Here is a 24,392-nt window from a genome sequence, read left to right as displayed (position 1 = left end):
TAATATTTTACTAAAAAAGGTGGACAATATTACGGTCTATCCTTTTAGTGAACCGGAGGTGACACCTTCTACAATGTATTTCTGAAGGGTCAGGAAGAACAGGACAACAGGGGTTATCGCCATCATAAGCCCAGCGAGCGCCATATCCCACTTCTTGGTGTACTGGCCAAAAAACTTCGTAACTGCAATAGGAAGAGTGGTCAAATCTTTATTTCCCCCGATGATCAATACAGGAAGCAGGTAGTCGTTCCAAATCCATAATGTATTCAAAATAATGACTGTGACCATGATCGGTTTGAGCAGGGGAAGCACAATTCGGAAATAGATGCCATAAGGATTACATCCGTCGACTGTAGCTGCTTCTTCAAGCTCGATGGGAACGGTCCGAATAAAGCCGTGAAACAGAAATACAGAAAGCGGCATGCCAAATCCGATATAACAGGCCACAATTCCGTACAACTGTCCTCTAAGCTCTAAAAGGCTAGTTACACGAACAAGTTGGAGCATAATCGACTGAAATGGAATAATCATCGCCGATATCAGTACAAGAAACATGAATACATTGAACTTAGATGGTCTTCGGGAAATCCTGTATGCGGACATGGAGCTAAAAAATACGATAAAAACAACGCTAAGCACAGTGATTAGAAAAGAATTCCAGAACGCTGCGGGGAAGTCTATAATATTCCAAACCTGCGAATAGTTGCTCCAATGAATGGTGCTTGGGAGCGATGCTGCATCGACAAGAATATCTCTTAACGTTTTGACGGAGTTCGTTAGAACAAGATAGAAAGGAGAAATAAATATAAGACCGAGTAAAATTGCGATAATCTCCAGGACGAGAAGTCTCCCCGTATATTTCTCTTGTTGGCGCATTAGGCGGCAACCTCCTTACGCTTGGTTAACCACACTTGCGTGATGGTAATGAGGGAAACGGCGGCAAAGAATAGGAGTGCTTTGGCAGTTCCCAAGCCATACCGATTGTTGAATAAAGCTTCCGCATAAATGTTGAATGCAAGCGATTGGGTGGATGTGCCAGGGCCCCCACGGGTCAGAGATAGATTAAGATCAAAGATCTTAAATGCATTCGAAGTTGTCAGAAACATGCAAATGGTAATCGCCGGCATAATAAGAGGCACTGTGATCGTTCTGAATAGCTGGAAAGCGCGTGCACCGTCGATTTGTGCGGCTTCAATTAAGTCTTTGGAAACGCCGGCAAGCGCTGCGATATAAATCACCATCATGTATCCAGAAGTTTGCCATACGAACACGATAACAATTCCCCAGAATGCGGTAGTAGGGCTGCCGAGCCAGGTCCATTGGAAGAATGGCAGATTGGTTAATTCGCCAATGGTACTAAAGCCCTTAATAAATATGAATTGCCAAATATAACCAAGTAGAATGCCGCCGATCACATTCGGCAAGAAGAAAATAGTTCGCAGGATCTTTTTGGATTTTAGCGCCTTCATCAAGAGTAACGCGAGCGTTAATCCAAGTACGTTGGCTAGAACAACGCCTACTACGGTGAAACGAATCGTAAATAAGAAGGACTCCCAAAATTTATCATCGTCATTAAAGATTCGGTGCCAGTTGGACCAACCTGTCCATACGGCTTTATCCAGATCCAGTCCGTCCCAATCCGTAAACGAATAATAGAATCCGAGCAAAAAAGGGACGATGACAATGATAAGGAAAAAAATGAGAGATGGTCCCATAAAAACAAGTTGAGGTCCCCATCCCTTTTGAAAATGGTAGGATTTTTTCATGATGATTGCTCCTTTTTACTATATTTCAGGTTCATTATAAGAAGAGGGCTTGCATTGATACACTCATTTTCATGCTAATAAAGGTGGAATATCTTGCCGGCCTTTGTTAGAATGTGTGACAAAAAGGAGGTGAAAAGAGAATGTTTCCAAAAAGTATTAGAAGCAAATTAATGTCTCTCATGCTTATAACTACATTAATTCCGGCTGGCATTTCCATTACGGTAACTTATTTCGTTACTAAGTCTACAATTACGGAGAAGTCAATCGCTGAGAATACAAGGATTCTTTCCTTGGGTGAGGATAATATGTCTAATTACTTAGGCGGCATTCATCAGTTGATTATGTCCGTATATAGCGGTATTAATTTACCTAATTCCTTGTATACTTCCCTCCTGAATGCAAAACCAGTATCTTCCGCGCCATATTCCTTAGGCTCAACTGATATCAGGGATATCGTTTCTAATCAGCTTTTCAATATGTACCAGTCCAATAAAGATATTTATCAAATTCATTTGTTTGTGGTAGCCAATAAGCAATCAAACACTCTTCTGAATGGATTTTTTCGAAGGGAGCGAAATGACGCTTATATTCCAGTGATAGCTGTTAAGGGAGATAAGAGACCTGTAGTTGAACCGATTCATCTTGACCATCGCTATGGGTTGAAAACCAATATTCCAAATTTGAAATCGGGTACAACTGAGGTCATGAGTGTGCATGTACCGATCTACCGCACTCCGAGCGATGAAGCGATGGCTTATTTGTCTATCGATTTACGTGCATCAGGTCTAGAAGCGATTACGAAGTCCATGTTCGACCCGACAGCTGAACAGATATTTCTTGTGGACGGTCAAGGGGACATTATTTACGCATCCGAGGCTGCAATGAGTGGGAAGAACATTCAGATAGGATGGGATCAAGCGAGAAAGGATCAAATGAGAAAGGATCAAATGAGAAAGGATCAAATGAGCGGTTATTACCGTTGGCAGGATGGGATCGTATTTTTCCAACGGGTGGATAGTCCCTTGTTCGAAGGATGGTTGTTAAAGCGGGTACATGATCATTACTTATACGAAGAAACGCGGAAAATTACGGGAATTAATGCAGGCATCGGCACATTATTTCTTATAATTGGGGCTGCAGCATCTGTGCTGATATCGTTTCGATTCACATCGCCAATCAAGAAATTGATTGCTTTTACGCAAAAAGTCCAAACAGGGCAATTTAACGCCCAAGTTGACGTTGAGAATGAAGACGAAATCGGCTTGTTAACACGCAAGATTACAGGTATGACAGCAACAATTCATCAACTGATTGAGAATGAGTACAGGTTGGAAATTGCTAACAAAACGAATCAACTCAAGGCGTTGCAGGCTCAAATTAATCCGCATTTTTTGTACAATGCTTTGCAATCGATCGCGACAACATCGCTGCGTTATCAAGCTGTGAAGGTTTACGATCTGATCTATTCATTAGGAAGCATGATGCGTTACGCTATGGCAACTGAGGAAACGAGTGTGACCCTGGAAACGGAAATGGAGCATGTTCACAACTATCTACTATTGCAGCAAGAACGGTTTGGTGGAGAGCTATCCGTACAGGTAGATGTTGAACCATCAGCGAGACAATGCAAAATTCCGAAAATGATTATACAGCCGCTTGTTGAAAATGTATTCAAGCACGGGTTTGCAGACAGTATTCAACAGGGACAAATTCATATTGAAATTAAGTTGGAGACAACGGATAGGTTAATCATTTCTGTTTCAGACAACGGAAAGGGCATGTCAGAGAACATGATGAATTTGATAGAGGTCGAGCTTTCGAAGAAAAGTGTTGTTGCAAATGACAAGATTGGATTGATCAATGTGCTTGCGAGATTGCGTTTACATGTAGGGCAAGAGGCCAAGCTACTTATGCGTCCCAATGAGCCGTCAGGACTGAAAGTAGTTATTCAAATACCCATTAACGGATGAGGGGAGATAAGAGCAATGAAAGCATTAATTGTCGATGACGAGAGGCATGTGCGCGAAGCTGTGCGATGTTTAATCCCATGGAAGCAATATGGCGTTGAAATCGTTCTAGAGGCAAATAACGGTAAAGAAGCGTTAGAACTGATCGCAGCTGAACTACCGGCAGTAATTTTTATGGATATGCGGATGCCAATTGTTAACGGTGCGCAGCTTCTGGAATGGATTCATAAGCATTCACCGTATTCTAAAACGATCGTGATGAGCGGGTTTCAGGATTTCGAATACGTGAAGCCTGCTATTCAATATGGTGGAGTTGATTATCTCCTAAAGCCACTAAGCAGAGAAGGATTAACTTCAGCAGCAGAACGGGCCATTGCGTTGTGGAGAGAGGAACAGAAATCACGACAGGAGCGTATGGAACAACATGCGCAACTTAATATGTTTAGACCGCATTATAGGGATAAGGTCTTATCAGACTTGGTATCGGGGCAAATAGGTTCGGTGGAGGCGGTGCAATCTTTAAATAAAGAGTTCGGCACCACGTTTGGTCAAAAAGATTGCCGATTGGCTGTGATATCACTTGAACGTCTGGATCCTGTATTAAATCGAAAGTTTAATGGAGATCGTTCTTTACTTGCTTTTACCATGACGAATATAGGAAATGAAATATTCAAAGCTGGCAATTTCGGTTATACCTTTCGCTATTGGTACAGTGGTTCGGATATCGTAATAATTGTGTGGAAGGACATTGAGCGCTCAGAGGACCTTCTTGAGCAGATTATCCTAGCTGTCAGGACTGTTTATGGTGTTGAAATAGAGATGGGACTAAGTACGATTCTTCCGTTTCCGTCAGGTGTGAGTCAAGGCTTTGAACAGGCCAGACAATCGCTGCTAGAACAGGAACATTGCAATTCCATGAATAGTAGGATCCATCTTTGGAATGATTCAAAAGACAGTCAATTAGTTCAAGAAATAAAACAATATATAAAAGAGAATTATAGTAAGGAAATTACACTGCAGGATATTTCGGAACGATTTTATCTCAGCAAAGAAAATGTATCCCGTAAATTCAAACAGGTTACAGATGAAAATGTTGTGGAATATATATCGAGGATTAGGATGGACAAAGCGAAGATTTTACTCGGGAATCCGGCTATGCGTGTATCCAGAATTTCTGAATTGGTGGGGGTTCAGGATGAGAAATATTTCAGTCGAGTATTTAAAAAGGTAACTGGACTAACGCCAAGAGAGTATCGAAAAAAGACGGGAGAAATAAATCAAAACTCAATGATTGACATCCATAAAACTTAGGCATATACTCAGAGTAACCGGTTACGTAGTATTATGTCGGAGAGGATAAATGATGGTCCCTACAATTAGAGATGTTGCCAAGAAATCGAATGTATCCGTGGCTACCGTATCCCGTGTACTGAATGGACTTAACGGTTATTCGGACAAAACCAAGCAAAAAGTTTTAAAGACCATTGAGGAGATGGGTTATCAGCCCAACGCGATTGCTCGTTCGCTGTCAAATAAACGGACACAGACACTCGGCGTTATGTTTCCGGACGTTTCTAATGAGTTCTCTTCCGGTATTTTACATGGTATCGAAGAGCTAGCTCATGATCGGGGTTATAGTGTGCTCGTATGTAACACAGCAGTAGACGGCAATCGGACGTTGAAGTATTTACAGGTGCTTCGAGAGAAGCAGGTTGATGGGATTATTTTCTCCAGCGAGATGCTGAAAGAGGAATACATTCAAGTATTAGACGCTATGAATATTCCTGTTGTTCTCGTATCTTCAGAGACTAAGTATTCAGGAATCCCCTATGTCAAGGTAGATGACAGAATGGCGGCTTACGATGCGACTAATTATTTAATTGGTCAAGGTCATCGGAATATTGCCATGATAAGCGGTACAAAAGGTGATCCGATCGCGGGCACTCCCCGCGTTGAGGGATATAAGCAAGCATTGGTTGATAATGGGATTACTGTGAATGATGCGAAAATCGTCTACGGCAATTTCCGCTTTGAAAGCGGTTCACGATTAATGGGACAGCTTTTAAGCGAAGACAGCAGTATTACGGGGGTATTCGCTGCGTGTGATGAGATGGCCATAGGGGCGATGAATTACGCGATGAATAACGGAATCAGCGTGCCTGATCAGCTGTCTGTTGTCGGTTATGACAATTTAAAGCTTTCGGAGATGATGGTTCCATCCCTGACGACGATTCATCAGCCGTTATATGATCTTGGCCGAATCGCTTCAGAGAAGCTAATTGCCATGGTTGAAACGGGAGGCATAGTACCGAGCAGTATCGTGCCTCACAGTCTGATCGAACGACAAACCGTGAAAGCATTGAAAACTTACTGAACAGGAGTTACTTGAATGGCTAAACAATGGTGGAAAGACAGCGTTGTGTATCAAATTTATCCACGAAGCTTCATGGACAGCAATGGAGACGGCATCGGCGACCTCAAAGGTATTATTTCCAAACTGGACTATTTACAAACATTAGGTGTTGATGTGGTCTGGTTGTGTCCGGTATATGAATCGCCTAACGATGACAATGGATATGATATCAGCAACTACCAGTCTATCATGAAAGATTTTGGAACGCTCGCCGACTGGGAAGAACTTCTCAAAGGATTGCATGACCGTGGAATGAAGCTGATTATGGACTTGGTGGTTAATCACAGCTCGGATGAGCACGCCTGGTTCGTAGAATCCCGTAAATCCAAAGATAATGAGTATCGCGATTATTATATATGGCGTCCAGGGCAAGACGGACATGCGCCTAACGATTGGGGATCATTCTTTAGCGGTTCTGCATGGCAGTATGATGAACAAACAGAAGAATACTTCCTCCATCTTTTCTCAAAGAAACAACCTGATCTAAACTGGGAAAATCCAAAGCTGCGTCAGGAAGTTTACGATATGATGAAATGGTGGCTGGATAAAGGTATTGACGGCTTCCGTATGGATGTCATTAACCTGATCTCCAAGGTGCCGGAGCTGCCTTCAGTAGTTGAAGGAAATCATGACTCCTATCATTTCGGCGGTGATTATTTCATGAACGGTCCCCGTGTACATGAATATTTGCAAGAGATGAACCGCGAGGTGCTGTCCAAGTATGATATTATGACTGTTGGCGAAGCCATTGGAGTTACACCCGAAGAGGCCGCGCTTTATGTGGGCGAGGAGCGAAACGAGCTTAACATGGTGTTCCATTTTGAGTTGATGGATGTGGATTCCGGTGAGCATGGAAAATGGGATGTAAAACCTTGGAAGCTGTCCGACATCAAAAGGATTATCAAAAAGTGGCAGCTGGAGCTTCAGGACAAAGGCTGGAACAGCCTGTATTTGAACAATCATGACCAGCCTCGAATGTTATCTCGGTTCGGAAATGATACGGTATATCATAAGGAATCGGCGAAAATGCTGGCAACTCTGTTGCATACCTTGCAAGGAACGCCTTATATTTATCAAGGCGAAGAGATCGGCATGACGAATGTCAAGTTCGCATCCATTGAAGAGTATAAAGATATCGAGACGTTGAACATGTATCAAGAGCAACTGGCTGCAGGTAAAGATGTGGATTCAATTATGAATTCGATCTATGTGAAAGGCAGGGACAACGGTAGAACGCCGATGCAATGGTCGTCTGACAGGCATGCAGGTTTTACGAAGGGTATGCCTTGGATTTCAGTCAATCCGAACTATGAACAAATCAACGTAGAGCAGGCATTGCAAGACCCGGAATCCATCTTTCATTATTATAAAAAATTAATTGAGCTTCGTAAGGTACATAACGTAACCGGTTACTCCAATTATCGTGCACTTATGGAAGATAATGATCGAATTTTTGCATATATCCGTAGTAATAATGAAGAGCAGTTGCTCGTAATCCTTAATTTTACTGGAGAACCAGCTTCTTTTGTGTTGGATGAGGATATTAGATATCAAAGAAATACGCTTCTAATCAGCAACTATGACGCAGCGGAGTCGGAAGACATCCGTCACATAGAGCTGAGACCATACGAGGCTCGCGTGTACAAATTATTGAAGAAGCAATAGGAAGTTTTGATCAGCGTAACGTAACCGGTTACGTTACGCTGATCAAAACAATAACCATTTCATTAGATTTCAACAGGGGGTGTGAATATAAAGGGGAATTGAAAGCGGTTACCTTTTTGAGCCCAATGCTTAAAGACTATGATTCTTATGAAGGAGGCTTACCGAATTACATGAAAAATAAACAAATGAAATTGATACTCTCACAAGTGGTAGCCACGGCCGTGCTTCTGCAAACCGCAATTGTTCCAAGCGCAGTGGTGGCAGCAGCATCTCCAGAAGCAATTGTGCTGTCGAATTCTGCAATTCCTACTAAGCCCATTCAAAAAATATCGGCAGAAAAAGCCCGTTATGCTCCGGTGAAGAAGCTCAGTTTACCATCTCATTTGACGAGAGCTCAGATTGGAGCGGCAAGTTGATTTTAGAGTTTTATTCCGCGGAGAAGCTAATGGGTACGGTGTCGCGTCCTATCACTGTTATGCAGGGAACTTCGTCGGACCTGACTGTCAACTGGCAGCCTCCGGCAACCGACTTTAGAGGCTATCTTGTAAAGGCTTACATAGAGGGCAAGCCGGATGCATTTCAAACTTCTGCGCTGGATGTCTCCAGCGATTGGACACATTTTCCTCGTTACGGTTATACGACGGAATTTCCAAAAGAAACGGCAGCACAGAGCGAAGAGAAAATCAAACAATTATCGCAGGATTATTTTCTGAATGGTTACCAGTTTTATGACTGGATGTGGCGACATGATGTATCTGTGTATTCACAGACCTATGAGGAAGACGGCAGGCTGAAGCCGGTTGTTAATGAACAGGGGCAGTTTGTTACCGCTCCAATGAATGAAAATACTTCCTATCTCGATCTATTAGGTAGACCGTTGTTTCCGCTAAGTGTCAAACAGCAGATTGAGGCTTCCCACAAATATGGTTCTGCTGCGATGGCATACCAAATGAACTATGCGGCCAGGGAGCATTATGAAGATTACGGTGTGAAACGCGAATGGGGATTGTACAACAAGAACACGCAGTTCCCGAACCCGGACCCCATTCAGTATCAGAACGGTTTTTACTTTGATTGGGTGAACACAGGGCTGTATTTGCAGGACCCAGGCAATCCGCAGTGGCAATCGTACATTACGAACCAATACAACCGTTCCATCAACGAGTTTAAATTCGATGGCATCCACCTTGACCAATGGGGCGCGAATGACAACGACTTCCTATACAGCTATGACGGCAAGGAACGCTATTATTCCAAAGATTACGATTCATTGATCAATTCAGTTAAGGATTCGCTTACCAAGAATGATCCAACGAAGAATCATGTGACTTTTAACATGGTAGGCGGCAGTCAGGAATACGCGGATGTACCGAATCCGAATACGAAAACGGATTTTGACTACAGCGAGATTTGGCAAAATCGCGACAATTACCGTGACCTCAAAAGTGTAATTGACGATACCAAATCCAAAGACGGCGGCAAGGCCATGGTCATCGCCGGCTATATGAACTACAAACAGGCAACAGGTGATAAGTATCCTGCAGCCGATTTGACCGACGTACCAAAGACGGTGGAGTTTCAGTCGAGGATTAATCGCGTACCCGGATGGGTGGGAGACTTCGGCATGCCGAATGAGGATAAAATCATTTGGACGGTTCATGCGGATCAAGCGGGAACGTATGATTTGACGCTGAACTACGGTCATGGCAACGCAGGCGGCAGTCCTGACGGGAAGCTGACGGTAAATGGTGAGGTCGTTGCTACATCAATTCCTTTCGATGAAAATACGGGCTGGGGCAACCCAAGTGCGAAGAAGATGATCCATGCAAATTTGAAAGCCGGAGACAACACAATCATGCTGCAGCTTAACTCGACAGGCTTATGGTTGAATGTTGACAGCTTGGTCGTTGCAGGAGACGGAAAGAGCCGCGAATACGAAGCGGAGTACGCCGATCTGGTGAGCTGCCGGGTAGACAGGTTCGGCAACGTGTTTTTCTTTGAAACAGAGGGGGATTATGTAACCTTCGATGTTGTTGCCGAAGCAAACGGCGATTATCCGATCGCTGTGAACTACGGTATTGCCTCAACTCAAGTAACACGGGATCTATATGTGAATGGCGAATTGGTTAAAAAAGATGCCGAGTTCGCTCCGACTGGCGGCTGGGAAACGTTTAAGACCGGGAAAAGTTTATCGGTACCCCTTCACGCCGGACATAACAGCGTTACACTTCAAATGAATCAACCATCTGACACTGGCATGACGGTGAATTATCTGGAGGTAGCGAGCAATCGTTATGAAGCAGAGAAAGCGTCATACGGATGGAAACCGACCAGGGAAACAGGAATTCAACTTCATCCTGGCGTTGTTGATTCAGCGTATGTCAAAAACCTGAATAATGCTCCTGACTCCATCGAATTTGATGTCGCGTCTGAAACAGAAGGTATGCAAGAACTTATTTTTCAATATGCAACTCAGAATAGCCCGAAAGGTATCGTAACGGTCAATGGCACAATCCTGCCAGGGGAAGTTGCTTTTGACTCCACCGGTGGCTGGGGCGCCACGGCAGGCAATGGCCATTGGGGTTGGAAATCAGTCATGGTACCGCTGCATCCGGGTACGAATACGGTGAAGTTGTCGCTAACAACGGGTGGACAGTACTTGAATTTGGACGGGATCTTGGTTGGCGGTCAAATGTTTCTTGTAAACGACCGAACTCCTATAAACGGGACTACCCGAGTAAGTGTTGCTGGTGGTGTCGAAGTGAATGAATCGGCGGACAAGGATGTTAAAACGGACAATTTCAATGGTGCAGGAGGCAAGTCTGTGACCTTTGAGGTATACGCGCCGAAAGCTTCGGACTATTCTCTTGGTTTGTGGTATCGAACGGGGAATGCTCAAACGGCTGCACTCGATATTGACGGAGCATCTTCCAGTCTAAGCCTGCCATCCAACGATTGGTACAATGGCTGGTGGGGAGTTGCAGAGAAGAATATTGCATTAAGTGAGGGCTATCACTCCATTACGGTTCGCGCGGAGAACAATGATACGTGGCTAAATGTTCATGCGCTCTCGATGGGACGCAAGTTGGAATCTGAATCCCCTCAAACCCGTACAAACGGTGTGGATAAAACGTCTCATTCCACAGACAATTTCGGCGAGGCCGGAGACTCGATTTCCATGGATGTTAACCGTGCGGAGGCAGGATGGGACACGATTCATGTTGCTTATCGTTCGAACAGCGCTATCCCGTACACCATGCAAGTGAATAGCGTTTCCCAGCAAGTGTACTTCTCCAATACGTCTGGCACATGGAGTTCCATCTCCGTCCCGCTTAACCTTGCGGCCGGTCAGAACAAGCTTACGTTGTACCCAACTGTGAACGGCAATGAGTCGATTGAAATTGACAAGCTTACGTTAGACGATATCGTTAAGGAAGCGGAATCAGCGGAAGTTCGCAAAGGCGGAAATGCCGTCGCTGAAACGAAATGGTCCACGATCGGTTACTTGGATCATTTTGGGCAAAAAGGGGATTTCGTATCGCTGAAGCTTTCGGCAGTGGGCGAGAGCGGGCTTCGCGACCTGATTGTTACATATCGGAATCCAGGTGCATCTGCAACAAGAAGTATTTATTTGGATGGCAAAAAATTAGGTTCGTTCGAGTTCCAGACAAGTGGGGATTGGACAGAACTCCTGATTCCATCTGTTTATGTATCTAAAGAATTGACGCATACGCTCAAAATGAAGATGGAGCAGTCTTCGGAAGATTCCGGTTTAGCTATTGATTCTTTCAAGCTGAATGGTGTCACATTTGAAGCCGAATCCGGTGAAATCGGGTGGGAGCCTGTCGTTGCGAAGACAGGAAGTATTCAGACGGTGCCGGGCAGAACAGACAACCATGGATTGGTTGGCCAGACGCTAACTTTCCATGTAGATGCTGCTGAAGCCGTTCAGAAGATTGCCTTCAAGTACCGTACGGACAATAACCCCAAATTTGATGTATTTGTTGATAATACGCAGATCGCGGACGATATTACATTCGGGCAAACGCCAGGCGGATGGAGCGGAGGCATGGCCGAGAAGGCGATTGATGCATCCCTTGCACCTGGAGCTCATCAGATCAAGTTGGTTGTTGCTTCCGACCGTCAGTATATCAATCTGGACAGCTTGATTGTAGGTGATCGTGAGTACGAAGTCGAAGATGCAGATATTTCAGGCGGAGCCGAAGCACTGAGCATTTCGAAAGGGTTCGCATCGGGCTTTGATGATGAGAATGACTTCCTTAAATTCGAAGTGACATTAGATGAAGACCGTACCGAAGATTTGACTTGGGCATATAGTAACAACGGCCTTTCAGGCAAAGATGCGATTCGGACAATGTCCGTTATAAATGACGGTGAAGAAATTGTCCATCAGGAGCTGGCTTTTCCACATACGAACGATTGGTCAGAGCTTGTGACGCCAGGCGTACAATTGAAGAAGGGTGTCAATCTGATCACACTTCGACTGGATGGGCATGATGACGAGGGAATCAATTTGGATTATGTGAAGGCAGGATCCATCCGAATCGATGGGGAAAAAGCCGATTTCACGCCTGCTATGACGCTTTATAAAGATTTGCTTTTGAATTTTGGGCATCTGGGTGACGAAGCGACTTTCGACATACAAGTCGAGCAAGCTGGAGAAACTTCACTGATTTTCTCTTATGCCAATAGCGGAGCTGCCGGCAGCAAGACATTGTATATTGACGGAGTGAAGACGGCGAAGCTCGATTTCAGGTCAACCGGAAGCAGCACGACATTTGACGAAGATGTGTATTACATTGTCCCTTATCTGTCTCAGGGTGCTCATCAAGTAACTTTGAAACATGAATCTGACAATGAAGGATCTATCGATTTGCGCAGTCTGACGATCGGTTTCTTTAATGAACCATCGATTCGCTTAATGGATGCTGTTTTAGGGGCTTTTGGAACTACACATATTGAACTAGGCACAGCCGCAGCTTTTGAAGAGGGGCCGAATATGCTGGCTCACGAGTATTACCCGAACCGCAGCAAGAAGATGAAAGCATCGCTTAAGGAATCGCTCAAGGATTACTATAAGTTCTATGCGGCTTATGAGAATTTGTTATTTGACAGTACGGAAGACAATCAAGCAAAAGTAAGTGTGAAAGATGCTGACGGCAACTCCATTTTGACAAGCGCCGACGGGAAGGAAGACAGCTTGCTTACGGTTGTGCGCAAAACGAACCAGACTCAAGGATTTGGCAAGTATGACGTGTTGAACTTTGTTAATTTGCTGAATAACGATGCCAATTGGCGTAACGCGGCTTCAGAACCGGAACATCTGTCAGGTTTGAATGTTACTTATGATGTTGGGGTCACACAAGGGCAAGCTCCGAATTTGCAAGTGTATGCAGCCTCGCCTGATCATGAGGGCGGAATGTTCACACCGCTTAACTTCAAATGGGAGGGCAGCAAAATCACGTTTACTATGCCGACACTGGCATACTGGAACATGGTATTCGTTAAGCGTGATGCTATGGCTTCCGATACTCCATCGGATTCGGGCTCCCACTCGAATTCGAGTGCAGGTGGAGGTGCAGCAAATTTCAGTTCTGCAAATACGGTTACAATATCTGCATCCGATTTTAACAAACTAGGCGGAAACACCTTTGTGAAGCTCTCAGGAGATCAGCAAGAATTGAAGCTCCCTCTGGATGCAGGGAAACTGCTCGGCAAAGGCAATCTGGAGATTTCTCAAGATAAGGCGAAACTCGTATTTTCTGCACAGCTGCTTGAGCAAGTTCGCACACTCATTTCCTCAGAGTCTGCGGGCAACGCTGCCATCTCTATTCGTGTGAAACCTGCAACTGATGATCTGAAGAATGCAGCGGCTGATAAGCTCAAAGGAAACAGATCTCTAACAGCAACACAGCTTGGAAATATGTATGATTTTGAGATCGGCGTAGACACGGGCAGCGGGTTTGCGAAATGGGAAAAAGAGTTTGATTCGCCAGTCACGCTGGAATTGAGTGTTGACGGGGAAGTTAAGGAAACTGAACTGCTTGGTTTGTATACGTTTGACGTTAATAAGGGGCAGTGGATCTATGCTGGAGGCAAGTATGATGAGGTCGGTCATAAACTTATTGCCTCAATGAAACATTTTAGTTTGTATGCTCCGATTGTTTGGAAAAGTTCTTTTAACGATGTTGATGATCAACATTGGGCACATCGTTCTATCCAGGTTCTCGCGGCCAAGCAAGTTATACAAGGACGAAGCGCGGCTGAATTTGAACCTGGCTCGACAACAACCAGAGCTGAGTTTGTCACGATGCTTGCAAGGGCTTTAGGAGTTACTGCAGAGCACACTGCTTCATCCACATTCCGTGATCTAGTTGCTGGCAGTTGGTATGCAAATGCAGCAGCTGCAGCAGTGGATCAAGGATGGGTAAGCGGTAGAACGAATGAATCGTTTGAGCCGGATGCACCGATTACAAGAGAAGAGATGGCAGTCATATTGTCACGTGTCTACAAGAACCTTCATGGTGCACCAGCTGAACACGGTGAAACTATGGTGTATTCAGATGTCGATGATATTTCGGATTGGGCTCTGGACGCAGTCCAACAAGTACTGGTAGAAGGTCTTATGCAGGGCCGGCAAGAGCAAATCTTTGCACCCGCGGAACTTACGACACGAGCAGAAGTGGCGACAGTCATATATCGTTTGCTGCAAACCGGAAATAAGTAATCATAAGCGTGACAGGCTGGCCTTTTGAAAGCCTGTCACGCGTTTTCTTTTTGTATATCCGATGAAGGAGGATTCAGTTTGTGATACGTGTGGTTATTGCTGATGATGAGCTGATGATGAGAAGCGGATTACGGTCATTAATCGATTGGAAGCAGTACGGAATGTCAGTTGTAGCAGAATGCTCAAATGGAAAAGAAGTTCTGGAAGTAATGGACAACGAAGACATTCAAATTCTGATCACCGACATTCAAATGCCACTAGTTAACGGGTTGCAACTTATGAAGCAATCACTAGAACGCAATGCCGATCTGCAAGTCATTTTGGTCAGCAGCTATGATGAATTTGCGTACGTACAGGAAGGGATCCGTTACGGAGCAATTGATTATTTGTTCAAGCCAACATTAGATGCGGACCAACTTGCAAACGCTTTGTCGCGCTGTGTTGCAAAGATTGAGCAGAAAAGAATACAAGAGGCGGCATTAGGAGCAAAAATTCATGCAGCAACATCTCTGCTAGAGTTGGATTTGAAACAGTTTCTTCTTGGAAACAAAGATTCCATACCGCCAAACGTGAGCTGGTTGTCTTCGCCATGCGTGTGTATGTATATGAAGATTCATCAATTAGAGAAGACAGAAGAGCCATACGGCAGCATGCTTGAAGATATTTTATGCAAAGAACTGCAGAGTTTGTTTTATTCGGAATTCATCCAGGGTATTACTGTTGAAATTGGCACTGATATGGTCCTTGCAATTTTTCCAGAACAATTGGAACCCAAATTTCCAGTACCCGTTTTTAAAAAGAACGTGGAAGAAAAGCTGCAAATTACACTAACCATTGGTTACATGGCCGTGGAAGGAATCAAATCGCTTAAAGCAAAGCTTACTATTGTTAAACAATTGGAAGACTACGTGTTTTTTGAAGGAATCGGTCAGATGATGGATATGGACCATTTATTGCAATTTGGATCTCTAGAAGAAGCATCCGAACTTAGAAACCATGACACGGAACCTGCATCCTTTCTTATTCATGAGAAGATCAAGCAATGGCGGGAACGGACCAAAAGTCCGGCTCAAGTAAAAAAAGAAGCTTGCCAATTGCTGCTTTCTATAAGTTATGCCTTGGGTATCACGGAATCATTGCCTGAATTTCTAGAAATGATCAATTATACGGAAACTTTAGAGGATGTTGAGAATGTTCTTATGCTGCGCTTTGAAGATGCAGGCCGTTCAGTTGAAGGTTATGCCGGTAAGTTAATAGCTAAAGCATTGGAATACATGACTTTGAAATTTAGGGAAGAAATCAATCTGCAGGAAGTGGCTGATTATATACATGTAAGTCGAAGTTATTTTTCTTTGCTTTTTAAAAGGCATACCGGGAAAAAATTTATAGATTACTTGATCGAGCTTCGAATCAGGGAAGCCAAGCGTTTACTTTGTTGTAGAGATTACAAGATTTATGAGGTTGCAGAACAAACCGGGTTTAAAGATGTGAAGTATTTCAGCAAACTCTTTAAAAGAATGACGGGGTACACGCCTATTGAATATCGGGAGCATCAACTTTCCCTTAGTGATGGATTGACCAAAACTTAGTACAATAAGACACCATTTTCATACAACAGGAGGTTATGAAGCTGAAGTAGGAACCATCATAATAAGGAGGCGTCTACATTCGACGCTTTAATTTGTATGAGGGGGACAGATTCAGTTGAATGAACAACTATTAAATAGCTTGCCCGTTATTTACCGCTCCGATTACCTTCCATTGTCCATCAACTGGCGTTCCCAGTTCTATCAGTTGCTGGAAATTCGTGACGAAAAAACCACAATCATGATTAATCAGCTGCCCGTACATGCAGAACCGCATGAAATTATTTTTATTACCTCACATGCAGATGTGCAAATAAAGGGGGAGCCGAAAAGTGTTAGAGTCGTACAATTCGAGTCATCCTTACTTGTTAATATGATTGATGAAAAAACCATATATATGAAAATGATTTTGAAAAATATTCACATGCTGGATTGGCAAGATTTTTTGAAATTTAAACTGGAAAAATCCAATATTTTGGAACAAATTCGAGTATCCGTCCGCTTGTTTAGCTTTTTATTGGATATACTCGATCAGGGAAACATTGTTGAAGAGCACATTCTGTGTGAAGAGAACCCACTTCTTATTCATTTTGATGATAGCAGAATGCTTGAAGTTGTCCTTTACATGAAACAACAGATAGCCAATCCAGATTTATCTCTGGATCATATTGCCCGAGTGATCGGTTATCATCCCAATTACCTGTGTCAGCAGTTTAAAAAGATCATGAAGATTACCCCAATGAAATATGTCGCCAGGGCCCGCATTGAAAAAGCACTGGATTTGCTAAGAACAACAGACGTTCCAATTCATCGAATATGTTCAGAAATTGGCATTAAGAACTCATCCAGTCTTTCTTCCATGGTAATAAATCTGGTTGGCGTTACTCCAGCGGAGTATCGAAAAATGTACCGCCTATGCGGGATGCAGCCTGCAGCCTGTTTTTACACCACAGACCTCGACACTCCGCAAATGAATAATATTAGACACTAAGACAGTAACATAAAAGGTTACAAAATTCGTTAAAAAACGACATAATCAAACAAGAATAAAGTACATGAATGAAAGGCTCTGAATCATTTTAAAGTCATAGCCTTTTTCCCGACCCATTGTTTAAACGATTAAAGCCAGACATCCGGAGGCTTTCTAGTGAAAATCATGCGATCAAAATCTCTTGGATTCAGATTAATTATTATTTTTGTATCTGTAAGTGTGCCTCTTTTGATTGGCTTGATCGTGGTAAGCAATTTTGCCAAGAGTACGGTACTTTCACAAGTCGCACTCTCATACCAGAATTTGGTTGATTCTAATATTCAGATGCTTGATAAAAGTCTGGAAGACACCGGGAACAATATGTACTATCTAACTACGCATAATGAAGATTTTCTAAAACTGGGCATGAGTAATTTGAGTGATTCCGATTATTATTTTGCACAAAATGCATTTTTGGATATCAATCGCGTTTATCAATCCTATTTTCATAGCGTTGATTTATTTTTTATATATTCGATGTCGAATGATCTTCTTCTTACCACTGACGTACAGGGGGCATCCAGTTATTTCAGGGAAAGTATTGTGAATGCGATACCGCAAATCATGAAAAACGAAGATGTTCCTAAAACTTATTTGTATGCATGGAAGCTTATCGAAATCAACGGTGAGTCCTATCTTTTTCGTTTGAGCGGAGATGAAATGGAAAATAAAGTGTATCTGGGTGCTCTCATCCATGTAAACAGCTTGAAGGCACCGTTGCAAAATATGAATTTGGGTAAGAGCGGGGATATTCTTTTTGTATCCAAGGAGGGTAAAGTGCTAACTGAGCAGGACTCTCACCCCCAATTGATTCAGGGGATTTGCCCAAAGCTCAGTTGGAGGAAAGCAAGCCGTTTCACATTTCATTTGACGGCGAAAGATTGCTCGTTGTCAATAAATACTCGCAGCGTGCCGGCATTAATTTAGCGGTCGTACTTCCGGAAGATGAGCTTTTGCAAGGACTTCAATATTTTCGGGTAATTGTAAGTTTTATTCCCATTCTCGTACTGGCGGTTCTTCTGTTATGTATGATTCTGATCCGCAGATTGCTGCTTCAACCCATTCAGCAGTTGCTTAGTGTGATAAGGAAAATTAAACAGGGGGACATGAAAGTTCGGCTACCGTTAACAGAATCGGTGGATTTCTCCATCATTTATCAAAGTTTTAATGGGATGGTTGAGGAGATTACCGATCTGAAGATCGGTGTCTATGAGGAGCGGCTGCGCACTCAAAAAGCAGAACTGAAGCAGTTGCAGTCACAAATCAATCCGCATTTTTACATGAACACGATGAATGTTCTTTATCAATTGGCGGATTTAAAGCAAGTGGATCTCGTGAAAAAGACGGTACAGCACTTGGTTAAATATTTCCGTTTTTCTATGTCTACACACGGAGATTTAATCCCGCTTTTTCAGGAGTTGGATCACATCCGAAACTATCTGGAGATTCAGAAAATGAGGTTTCAAGATGCATTTGAGTTCAAGATTGATATTGACGAAGAGCTAAGACTTATCGCCATTCCACCGCTTATTGTCCAACCATTTGTTGAAAATGCAATGATTCATGGCTACAGCGTCAAAGAAAATGAGCCATTCCAGCTTACGATCCGAGTTGACCTTGACTCTCAAAATAACCAACTTTTCCACATTCAAGTTCAAGACAACGGCAAAGGGTTTTCAGAAGATATGTTGGAGAAGTTGACAGGGATTATGTATGCTCCAAATGACGAAGACAAGCATATTGGTATTTGGAATGTGAAAAAGAGAATAGCTATGCGTTATGAGGATAGATTAACTGGCGTTTCATTTCGGAATGCGGATTGTGGCGGTGCTGTGATAGATATCATTTTGCCCATTATTCGAAATGAGGAATAGAGGTGAGCTGAGTGTATTCTTTATTAATAGTCGATGATGAGAAATTTGCTGCTGAAGGCATTCGAAATGGCTTGGATTGGTTATCGCTTGGCATTAATAACGTGTATGTAGCACATCATTCGAGGGAAGCCAAGATGATATACCAAAGCATGAAAATCGACATTATGATATGTGATATTGAGATGCCTGATGAAACGGGGCTAGATTTGCTTGCTTGGGTGAAGGAACATTCTCCAAACACGGAATCTGTGTTTTTAACTTGTCATTCCGAATTTGCATTTGCTAAAAAGGCCGTTCATTTAGGAAGTTTCGATTATTTACTGAAGCCGGCGGATCCCGATGAATTGGCGGGCGTTGTAAGAACGATGCTTCAAGCCGTAGCAGAGCGTGCCGAACAGCAGACTTATAATGAGATGTACAACAAGTACAAATCTCTTTGGGATAAGCAACAGCCGCTACTCGCTGAGAAGTTTTGGTTAGACTTTATGTCCCGCCGCATATTGACTTTTGGTGATTTTTTATCACGGGCGTTAGAGGATGCTCAAATGCAATTGACCCAGGAGCATAGGATTCTTCCTGTTCTCATCAGTATTGAGGAATGGCTAAGGGTGTTATGCGATAGAGACAAGGAAATTATGGAGTATGCGGTAAAGAAAGCTGCCGAGGAAATGTTTCTACACGACATGCGGGGTCATGTCATTGCAGAGAAGAATGGATTGTTTGTAGTCATGATATATGCCAAGGAAGCGGATTCAACTCCACATTTTCCAATGGACGCTCTCCAAGAGAGAGCTAAAAGCTTTATTAAAGCTGCAGAGGAATATTTCTCCTGTCATATTTCCAGTTATATCGGTTATGATGTCTCATTTGAAGATCTGTACGAGGTTTGCGAGATGCTTCGTCAAATGGAACGGTCCAATGTCAAAGATACGAAGACGGTTATGGTGCTGCAGAACAACGAAGTAAGCCCAACTGTGCAGATGGATCAACAAGGGTTAGTATGTAAAATTTCAAGTTGGAGCGAATATCTGCTTGCCGGAAGACGGGATATTCTGATTGATCTCATTCGTCAAACGATAAGACAACTGGAAGCATCCAGGAACGTGGATGCCAATATCATTGAAACTTATTATCACGACATTTTGCAAGTGATTTACCATTTCCTGCACGTGAAAGGTTTTACGCCGAATCAGGTGCCGAATTTCGCATTATGGGCGTCTGCTCACATCCGAAGTTTGGCTCAGCTTCAGAACTGGACGATCCAACTGACTACAACTGTCATGAATGCCGTGTTTGAACCCGTAGAAGACGATCGTGTGATTAATAAAGCGATTCAGTACATGCGAGAGCATGTCGAAGAGGACATCTCCAGAGAGGATGTTGCCGCATTCGTTAACTTGAACTCTGCTTACTTGTCCAGACTATTCCGCAAGCAGACAGGTAAAAGCTTGATCGATTATATGATCGAATTCAAGATGGGTCGCGCGAAAGAGCTATTAAAACATAGCGAAATGACGGTGAGTGCAGTCGCTCAAAGTCTGGGTTACGTCAACTTTTCATATTTTTCCAAAGTATTCAAAAAAATATACGGGATGAACCCGCAAGACTTTAGAAAAACCTAAGGAAGGCACAAATACAAGTCACAAAAGGACTAGAAGGTAGTCACAAAAAAGGTGGGGAGGGCAGCAGGCTCTGTCGTAAACTAAGGTTACAAAGATTGCTACTAGAGAAAGGGGTAACTGAAATGACAGAGCTGGCAATGACAAAACCCGTCACGGCTGTGAAGCGAAAATCCGTATTCCAAGCCATTTGGAAATACAAAGCGCTTACAGCACTTGCCTTACCAGGCATTTTGTTCTTATTAATCAACAATTACTTGCCCATGTTTGGCATATTCGTCGCCTTCAAGGACTTGAATTACACGAAAGGCATATGGGGGAGCGATTGGGTCGGTTTCGCGAATTTTAAGTTTTTATTTACTGGCAATGATGCTTACATCATTATCCGGAACACCCTTTTGTACAATTCGGTTTTTATTGCCATCAATACCGTATTAGCCGTTTTGTTTGCTGTGATTCTCAATGAAGTAAAGAACCGGTACTTGATGAGATTTTACCAAAGTGCGATGCTGCTTCCTTATTTTGTATCTATGGTAATCGTGGGTTATGTCGTATTCGGATTCCTGAATCCTGAACTCGGCTTTGTGAATAAAGCATTACTTGAGCCGGCTGGAAAAATGGGTATCTCATGGTACGGCGAAGCAGAGTACTGGCCATATATTTTAACGTTTGTTAACACCTGGAAATCGATTGGTTATTTAACAGTCGTGTATCTAGCCGCCATCGTAGGCATAGATCCTGAGTATTATGAGGCAGCGCGAATGGATGGGGCTACACGATGGCAGCAAATGACCCGCATCACCATCCCTTTAATCTCTCCGGTCATCATTATTATGACTTTGCTTGCTATCGGTCGTATTTTCAATGCAGATTTCGGACTTTTCTATCAGGCTACACTGGCTGCAGGAGCGCTTAAGCCTACGACTGATGTTATCGATACGTATGTGTACAATGCGCTTCTTGTTTCAGGAAACACAGGACTTGCTTCAGCGGCAGGGTTATTGCAATCGGTTGTTGGTTTTATCCTGGTAGTCACCGTGAATACGTTAGTTCGAAAATTCAGCAATGAAAATGCGCTGTTCTAAGGAGTGAAGAAATGACACAAAGAGCGAATCCTCTCATTCATGTTCTTCTTCTGTTAACGAGCTTGGTATGCCTGATTCCGTTTTGGCTGGTTCTCGTAGTATCGCTGACAGAAGAAAAGACACTTTTGCGATATGGGTATTCTTTTTGGCCTAAGAAGTTTGATTTAACCGCTTACTTATATTTAATCCAGGATGCCACGCCGATTGTAAGAGCCTACGGTGTTTCCATTGTAGTTACGGTGGTAGGAGTTATTATCAGTTTAGCGATCACTTCCATGCTGGCTTACTCAATCTCGCGTTCAGATTTTCCACTTAAAGGAATATTCACTTTCTATGTGTTCTTGACGCTGTTGTTCAGCGGGGGCCTGCTTCCTTGGTACTTGGTATATACCCGATTCTTGCATGTTCAAGATACATTGTGGGCGTTGATTATACCGGGATTACTAAGCGGCTTCAATGTGCTGATCATGCGTACATTTTTTGCTAACAGCATTCCGCCATCGCTGATTGAGTCTTCGCAAATTGACGGAGCAAGTGAATTGCGAATTTATTTCAGCATGATCCTGCCGCTTTCTTTACCGGTCATGGCGACTATTGGGTTGTTTGTAACAATCTCGTACTGGAACGAATGGTTCACCAGCCTGGTTTTTATAAACAATCAGGATTTATATACCATGCAGTACCTGCTCAATAAAACGCTGTTGAACATCCAATTTCTAGCTCAGGTTACAAGTGTAGCTGGTGGGCAGATTACTACTCGCCCGCCTCTGGAATCGATTCGGATGGCCATGGCGATGATCGCGATCTGTCCAATGGCGCTCGTATTCCCTTTCCTTCAAAAATATTTTGTAAAAGGTTTAACGATTGGCGCAGTGAAAGGCTAATCCCGGGTTATGCCCCGGTTTAGTATATATGAATAGAAAATATGGGAGGTTTACAGAAAATGATTACTACATTCAAGATGAACAGCAAAAAAGGTCTTACCGTTCTCCTGACAACACTGCTGTCTTCCGCAATCGTTTTTTCCGGATGCTCGAGCAATACTACGAAATCCGGCAGCAGTTCAAGTGAATCACCGAAAAACACGGCCAGCTCCACTGCCGCAGCTGTAAAAAGTGACTTAAAGCCATATGAGGTTGTCATGGTTTACCCGGATAGTACCCAAAGAGATTTAGAGAAAGTTCAGAACGCGATGAATGAGTATCTGAAGTCGACTTACCCAGAGATGAATATGACAGTCAAGTTAAATCCGGTAGACTGGGGTGCTTGGGGCGATAAAACCAACCTCATGTTTGCATCCGGTGAAAAATTCGATACGATTTTTACGGCAAACTGGTTAGGCTTTGAATCGCAGGTGAATAAAGGAGCGCTGCTTCCACTGGACGATTTGCTTAAACAATACGGACCAGACATTGAAAAAGTGGAAAAAGATTATCATAGCGGAGCTACACGGGGCGGCAAGATTTATGGGATTCATACTCACCAAGAGCTAGGCGGTTCTCAAGGTATTGTTGTGCGCAAGGATTTAGCTGAGAAATACCATTTTGATTTGGCTGCGCTTGCGAAGAGTCGCAAAATGGAAGATTTGGAACCTATGCTGAAAACGATCAAAGAGAATGAACCAGGTATTACACCGATGGTAGGCCTGCCATTGCCGCTGGAAGCATACTTTAAATCCGGTAAAATGGAAATGATTCTCGATCCAGTTGGTTTAGTACGCAGTAACAAAGACTTTAAAGCAGTCAGCTACTACGATACGGATGAGTATATGAATTTGGCGCGATTAACACACAGTTGGTTCAAGCAAGGTTACATCAATAAAGATGCCTCGACATCCGTACAATCGAACAACGATGGATGGTCGAAAATGAAAACAGGTAATGCTTTCGCTATTGCTGGTGCCGACATGGAGATTGTAAGCGACAATAGTGTTCCGGCACCGATGCCTATCAGATCCAAGCAAGTTGGTATGGATTTGATTCAGATTCCATTCAACATTGATTCGCTGAGAACTAGAAAGCTGGCCGATACAACTCAAGCGATTTCCAAAAACTCCGAGGATCCGGCAAGAGCGATGATGTTGCTCAACCTTTTCTTCAAAGATGCCAAGTTGCTGAGCCTGTTTAACTACGGTATTGAAGGAACACATTACGTATTAAAAAATGGACAAGTTGATCTTCCAGAAGGCAAAACAACGGACAATGTTGGATTCTACCATGACAATCAATGGCAAATCGGTAACCAAATGCTGAACTACACACGCGTTGGCGAAGATCCTAAAAAGTATGAAAACTATGAGAAATTCAACAAAGATGTGGCGGCAGATCCTTCGATCATTTTTGGCTTTATTTTTGATTCCGAACCGGTGAAAAATGAACTGATCGCAATTGAAAACGTTCGTAAAACTTATGATGCAGGCTTGAATTCCGGAACATTGGATCCGGATGTGGAAGTACCGAAACTTACTAGTAAGTTGAAAGCGGCGGGTATCGATAAAGTTGTTGCTGAGGTTCAAAAACAATTGGATGAGTGGCGTAAAGCAAACGGTAAGTAAGCGTTAGCCAGCTACAACAAGAGGACTGCTTCCGAGCGGTCCTTTTGTTGTTTAAGCTATTACTACACGATCTCGATATGATATT

The 24,392-nt window shown here is 43.2% G+C and carries 16 protein-coding genes; 14 read left to right on the top strand and 2 right to left on the bottom strand.

The window, feature by feature from the left end; translation table 11 throughout:
• Window positions 1-36: 36 nt before the first annotated feature.
• Together L0M14_RS19010 and L0M14_RS19005 are read right to left on the bottom strand one after the other, a co-directional pair.
• Entirely contained in the window at window positions 37-876 is an 840-nt protein-coding gene (locus tag L0M14_RS19010; RefSeq protein WP_235118188.1) for a carbohydrate ABC transporter permease, read from the bottom strand.
• Window positions 876-1,766: a carbohydrate ABC transporter permease gene (locus L0M14_RS19005; protein ID WP_235118187.1), complete on the bottom strand. Its 891-nt coding sequence runs from the start codon at window positions 1,764-1,766 to the stop codon at window positions 876-878. Before L0M14_RS19005 ends, L0M14_RS19010 begins: the two co-directional genes overlap by 1 nt.
• A 140-nt stretch (window positions 1,767-1,906) precedes the next feature.
• Here L0M14_RS19005 and L0M14_RS19000 point away from each other — a divergent pair, with 140 nt between their 5' ends.
• From L0M14_RS19000 to L0M14_RS18935, 14 genes are all read left to right on the top strand, one after another.
• A complete protein-coding gene (locus L0M14_RS19000; RefSeq protein ID WP_235118186.1) occupies window positions 1,907-3,736 on the top strand; it encodes a sensor histidine kinase in 1,830 nt (609 codons plus the stop codon).
• Between the two features lie 15 nt (window positions 3,737-3,751).
• Window positions 3,752-5,044, top strand: a complete 1,293-nt coding sequence (locus L0M14_RS18995) for a response regulator transcription factor (protein WP_235118185.1) — start codon at window positions 3,752-3,754, stop codon at window positions 5,042-5,044.
• A 49-nt stretch (window positions 5,045-5,093) separates the two neighbouring features.
• Window positions 5,094-6,107, top strand: a complete 1,014-nt coding sequence (locus L0M14_RS18990) for a LacI family DNA-binding transcriptional regulator (protein WP_311198738.1) — start codon at window positions 5,094-5,096, stop codon at window positions 6,105-6,107.
• Window positions 6,108-6,122: 15 nt separating this feature from the next.
• Entirely contained in the window at window positions 6,123-7,811 is a 1,689-nt protein-coding gene (locus tag L0M14_RS18985; protein WP_235118184.1) for a glycoside hydrolase family 13 protein, read from the top strand.
• Window positions 7,812-7,981: 170 nt separating this feature from the next.
• Complete coding sequence (locus L0M14_RS18980) at window positions 7,982-8,227, top strand: hypothetical protein (RefSeq protein ID WP_235118183.1); 246 nt, start codon at window positions 7,982-7,984, stop codon at window positions 8,225-8,227.
• On the top strand, window positions 8,140-14,559 hold the full coding sequence (locus tag L0M14_RS18975; RefSeq protein WP_311198916.1) for a glycoside hydrolase family 66 protein: 6,420 nt from the start codon (window positions 8,140-8,142) through the stop codon (window positions 14,557-14,559). The genes L0M14_RS18980 and L0M14_RS18975 overlap by 88 nt, the downstream gene beginning before the upstream one ends.
• 80 nt (window positions 14,560-14,639) lie before the next feature.
• Window positions 14,640-16,148, top strand: a complete 1,509-nt coding sequence (locus L0M14_RS18970) for a response regulator transcription factor (RefSeq protein WP_235118182.1) — start codon at window positions 14,640-14,642, stop codon at window positions 16,146-16,148.
• 115 nt (window positions 16,149-16,263) lie between these two features.
• A complete protein-coding gene (locus L0M14_RS18965; protein ID WP_235118181.1) occupies window positions 16,264-17,136 on the top strand; it encodes a helix-turn-helix transcriptional regulator in 873 nt (290 codons plus the stop codon).
• Window positions 17,137-17,292: 156 nt separating this feature from the next.
• Window positions 17,293-18,102, top strand: coding sequence for a hypothetical protein (locus L0M14_RS18960; protein ID WP_235118180.1), 810 nt, complete (start codon window positions 17,293-17,295; stop codon window positions 18,100-18,102).
• On the top strand, window positions 17,997-19,049 hold the full coding sequence (locus tag L0M14_RS18955) for a sensor histidine kinase (protein WP_235118179.1): 1,053 nt from the start codon (window positions 17,997-17,999) through the stop codon (window positions 19,047-19,049). The genes L0M14_RS18960 and L0M14_RS18955 overlap by 106 nt, the downstream gene beginning before the upstream one ends.
• 11 nt (window positions 19,050-19,060) lie before the next feature.
• Window positions 19,061-20,671 (top strand): response regulator transcription factor, encoded by a 1,611-nt coding sequence (locus L0M14_RS18950; protein ID WP_235118178.1) that lies wholly within the window; start codon window positions 19,061-19,063, stop codon window positions 20,669-20,671.
• Window positions 20,672-20,793: 122 nt separating this feature from the next.
• Window positions 20,794-21,753, top strand: a complete 960-nt coding sequence (locus tag L0M14_RS18945) for an ABC transporter permease (protein WP_235118177.1) — start codon at window positions 20,794-20,796, stop codon at window positions 21,751-21,753.
• Between the two features lie 11 nt (window positions 21,754-21,764).
• The gene (locus L0M14_RS18940) at window positions 21,765-22,637 is read left to right on the top strand and encodes a carbohydrate ABC transporter permease (RefSeq protein ID WP_235118176.1); all 873 of its coding nucleotides are present in this window, start codon (window positions 21,765-21,767) and stop codon (window positions 22,635-22,637) included.
• Between the two features lie 77 nt (window positions 22,638-22,714).
• Window positions 22,715-24,307: an ABC transporter substrate-binding protein gene (locus L0M14_RS18935; protein ID WP_235118175.1), complete on the top strand. Its 1,593-nt coding sequence runs from the start codon at window positions 22,715-22,717 to the stop codon at window positions 24,305-24,307.
• Window positions 24,308-24,392: the final 85 nt, after the last annotated feature.

It is taken from the genome of Paenibacillus hexagrammi (genome assembly GCF_021513275.1).
Lineage (GTDB): Bacteria > Bacillota > Bacilli > Paenibacillales > NBRC-103111 > Paenibacillus_E > Paenibacillus_E hexagrammi.
The sequence above is the reverse complement of the archived record's forward strand: the minus strand, read 5'-3'. Positions and strand labels throughout refer to the sequence as shown.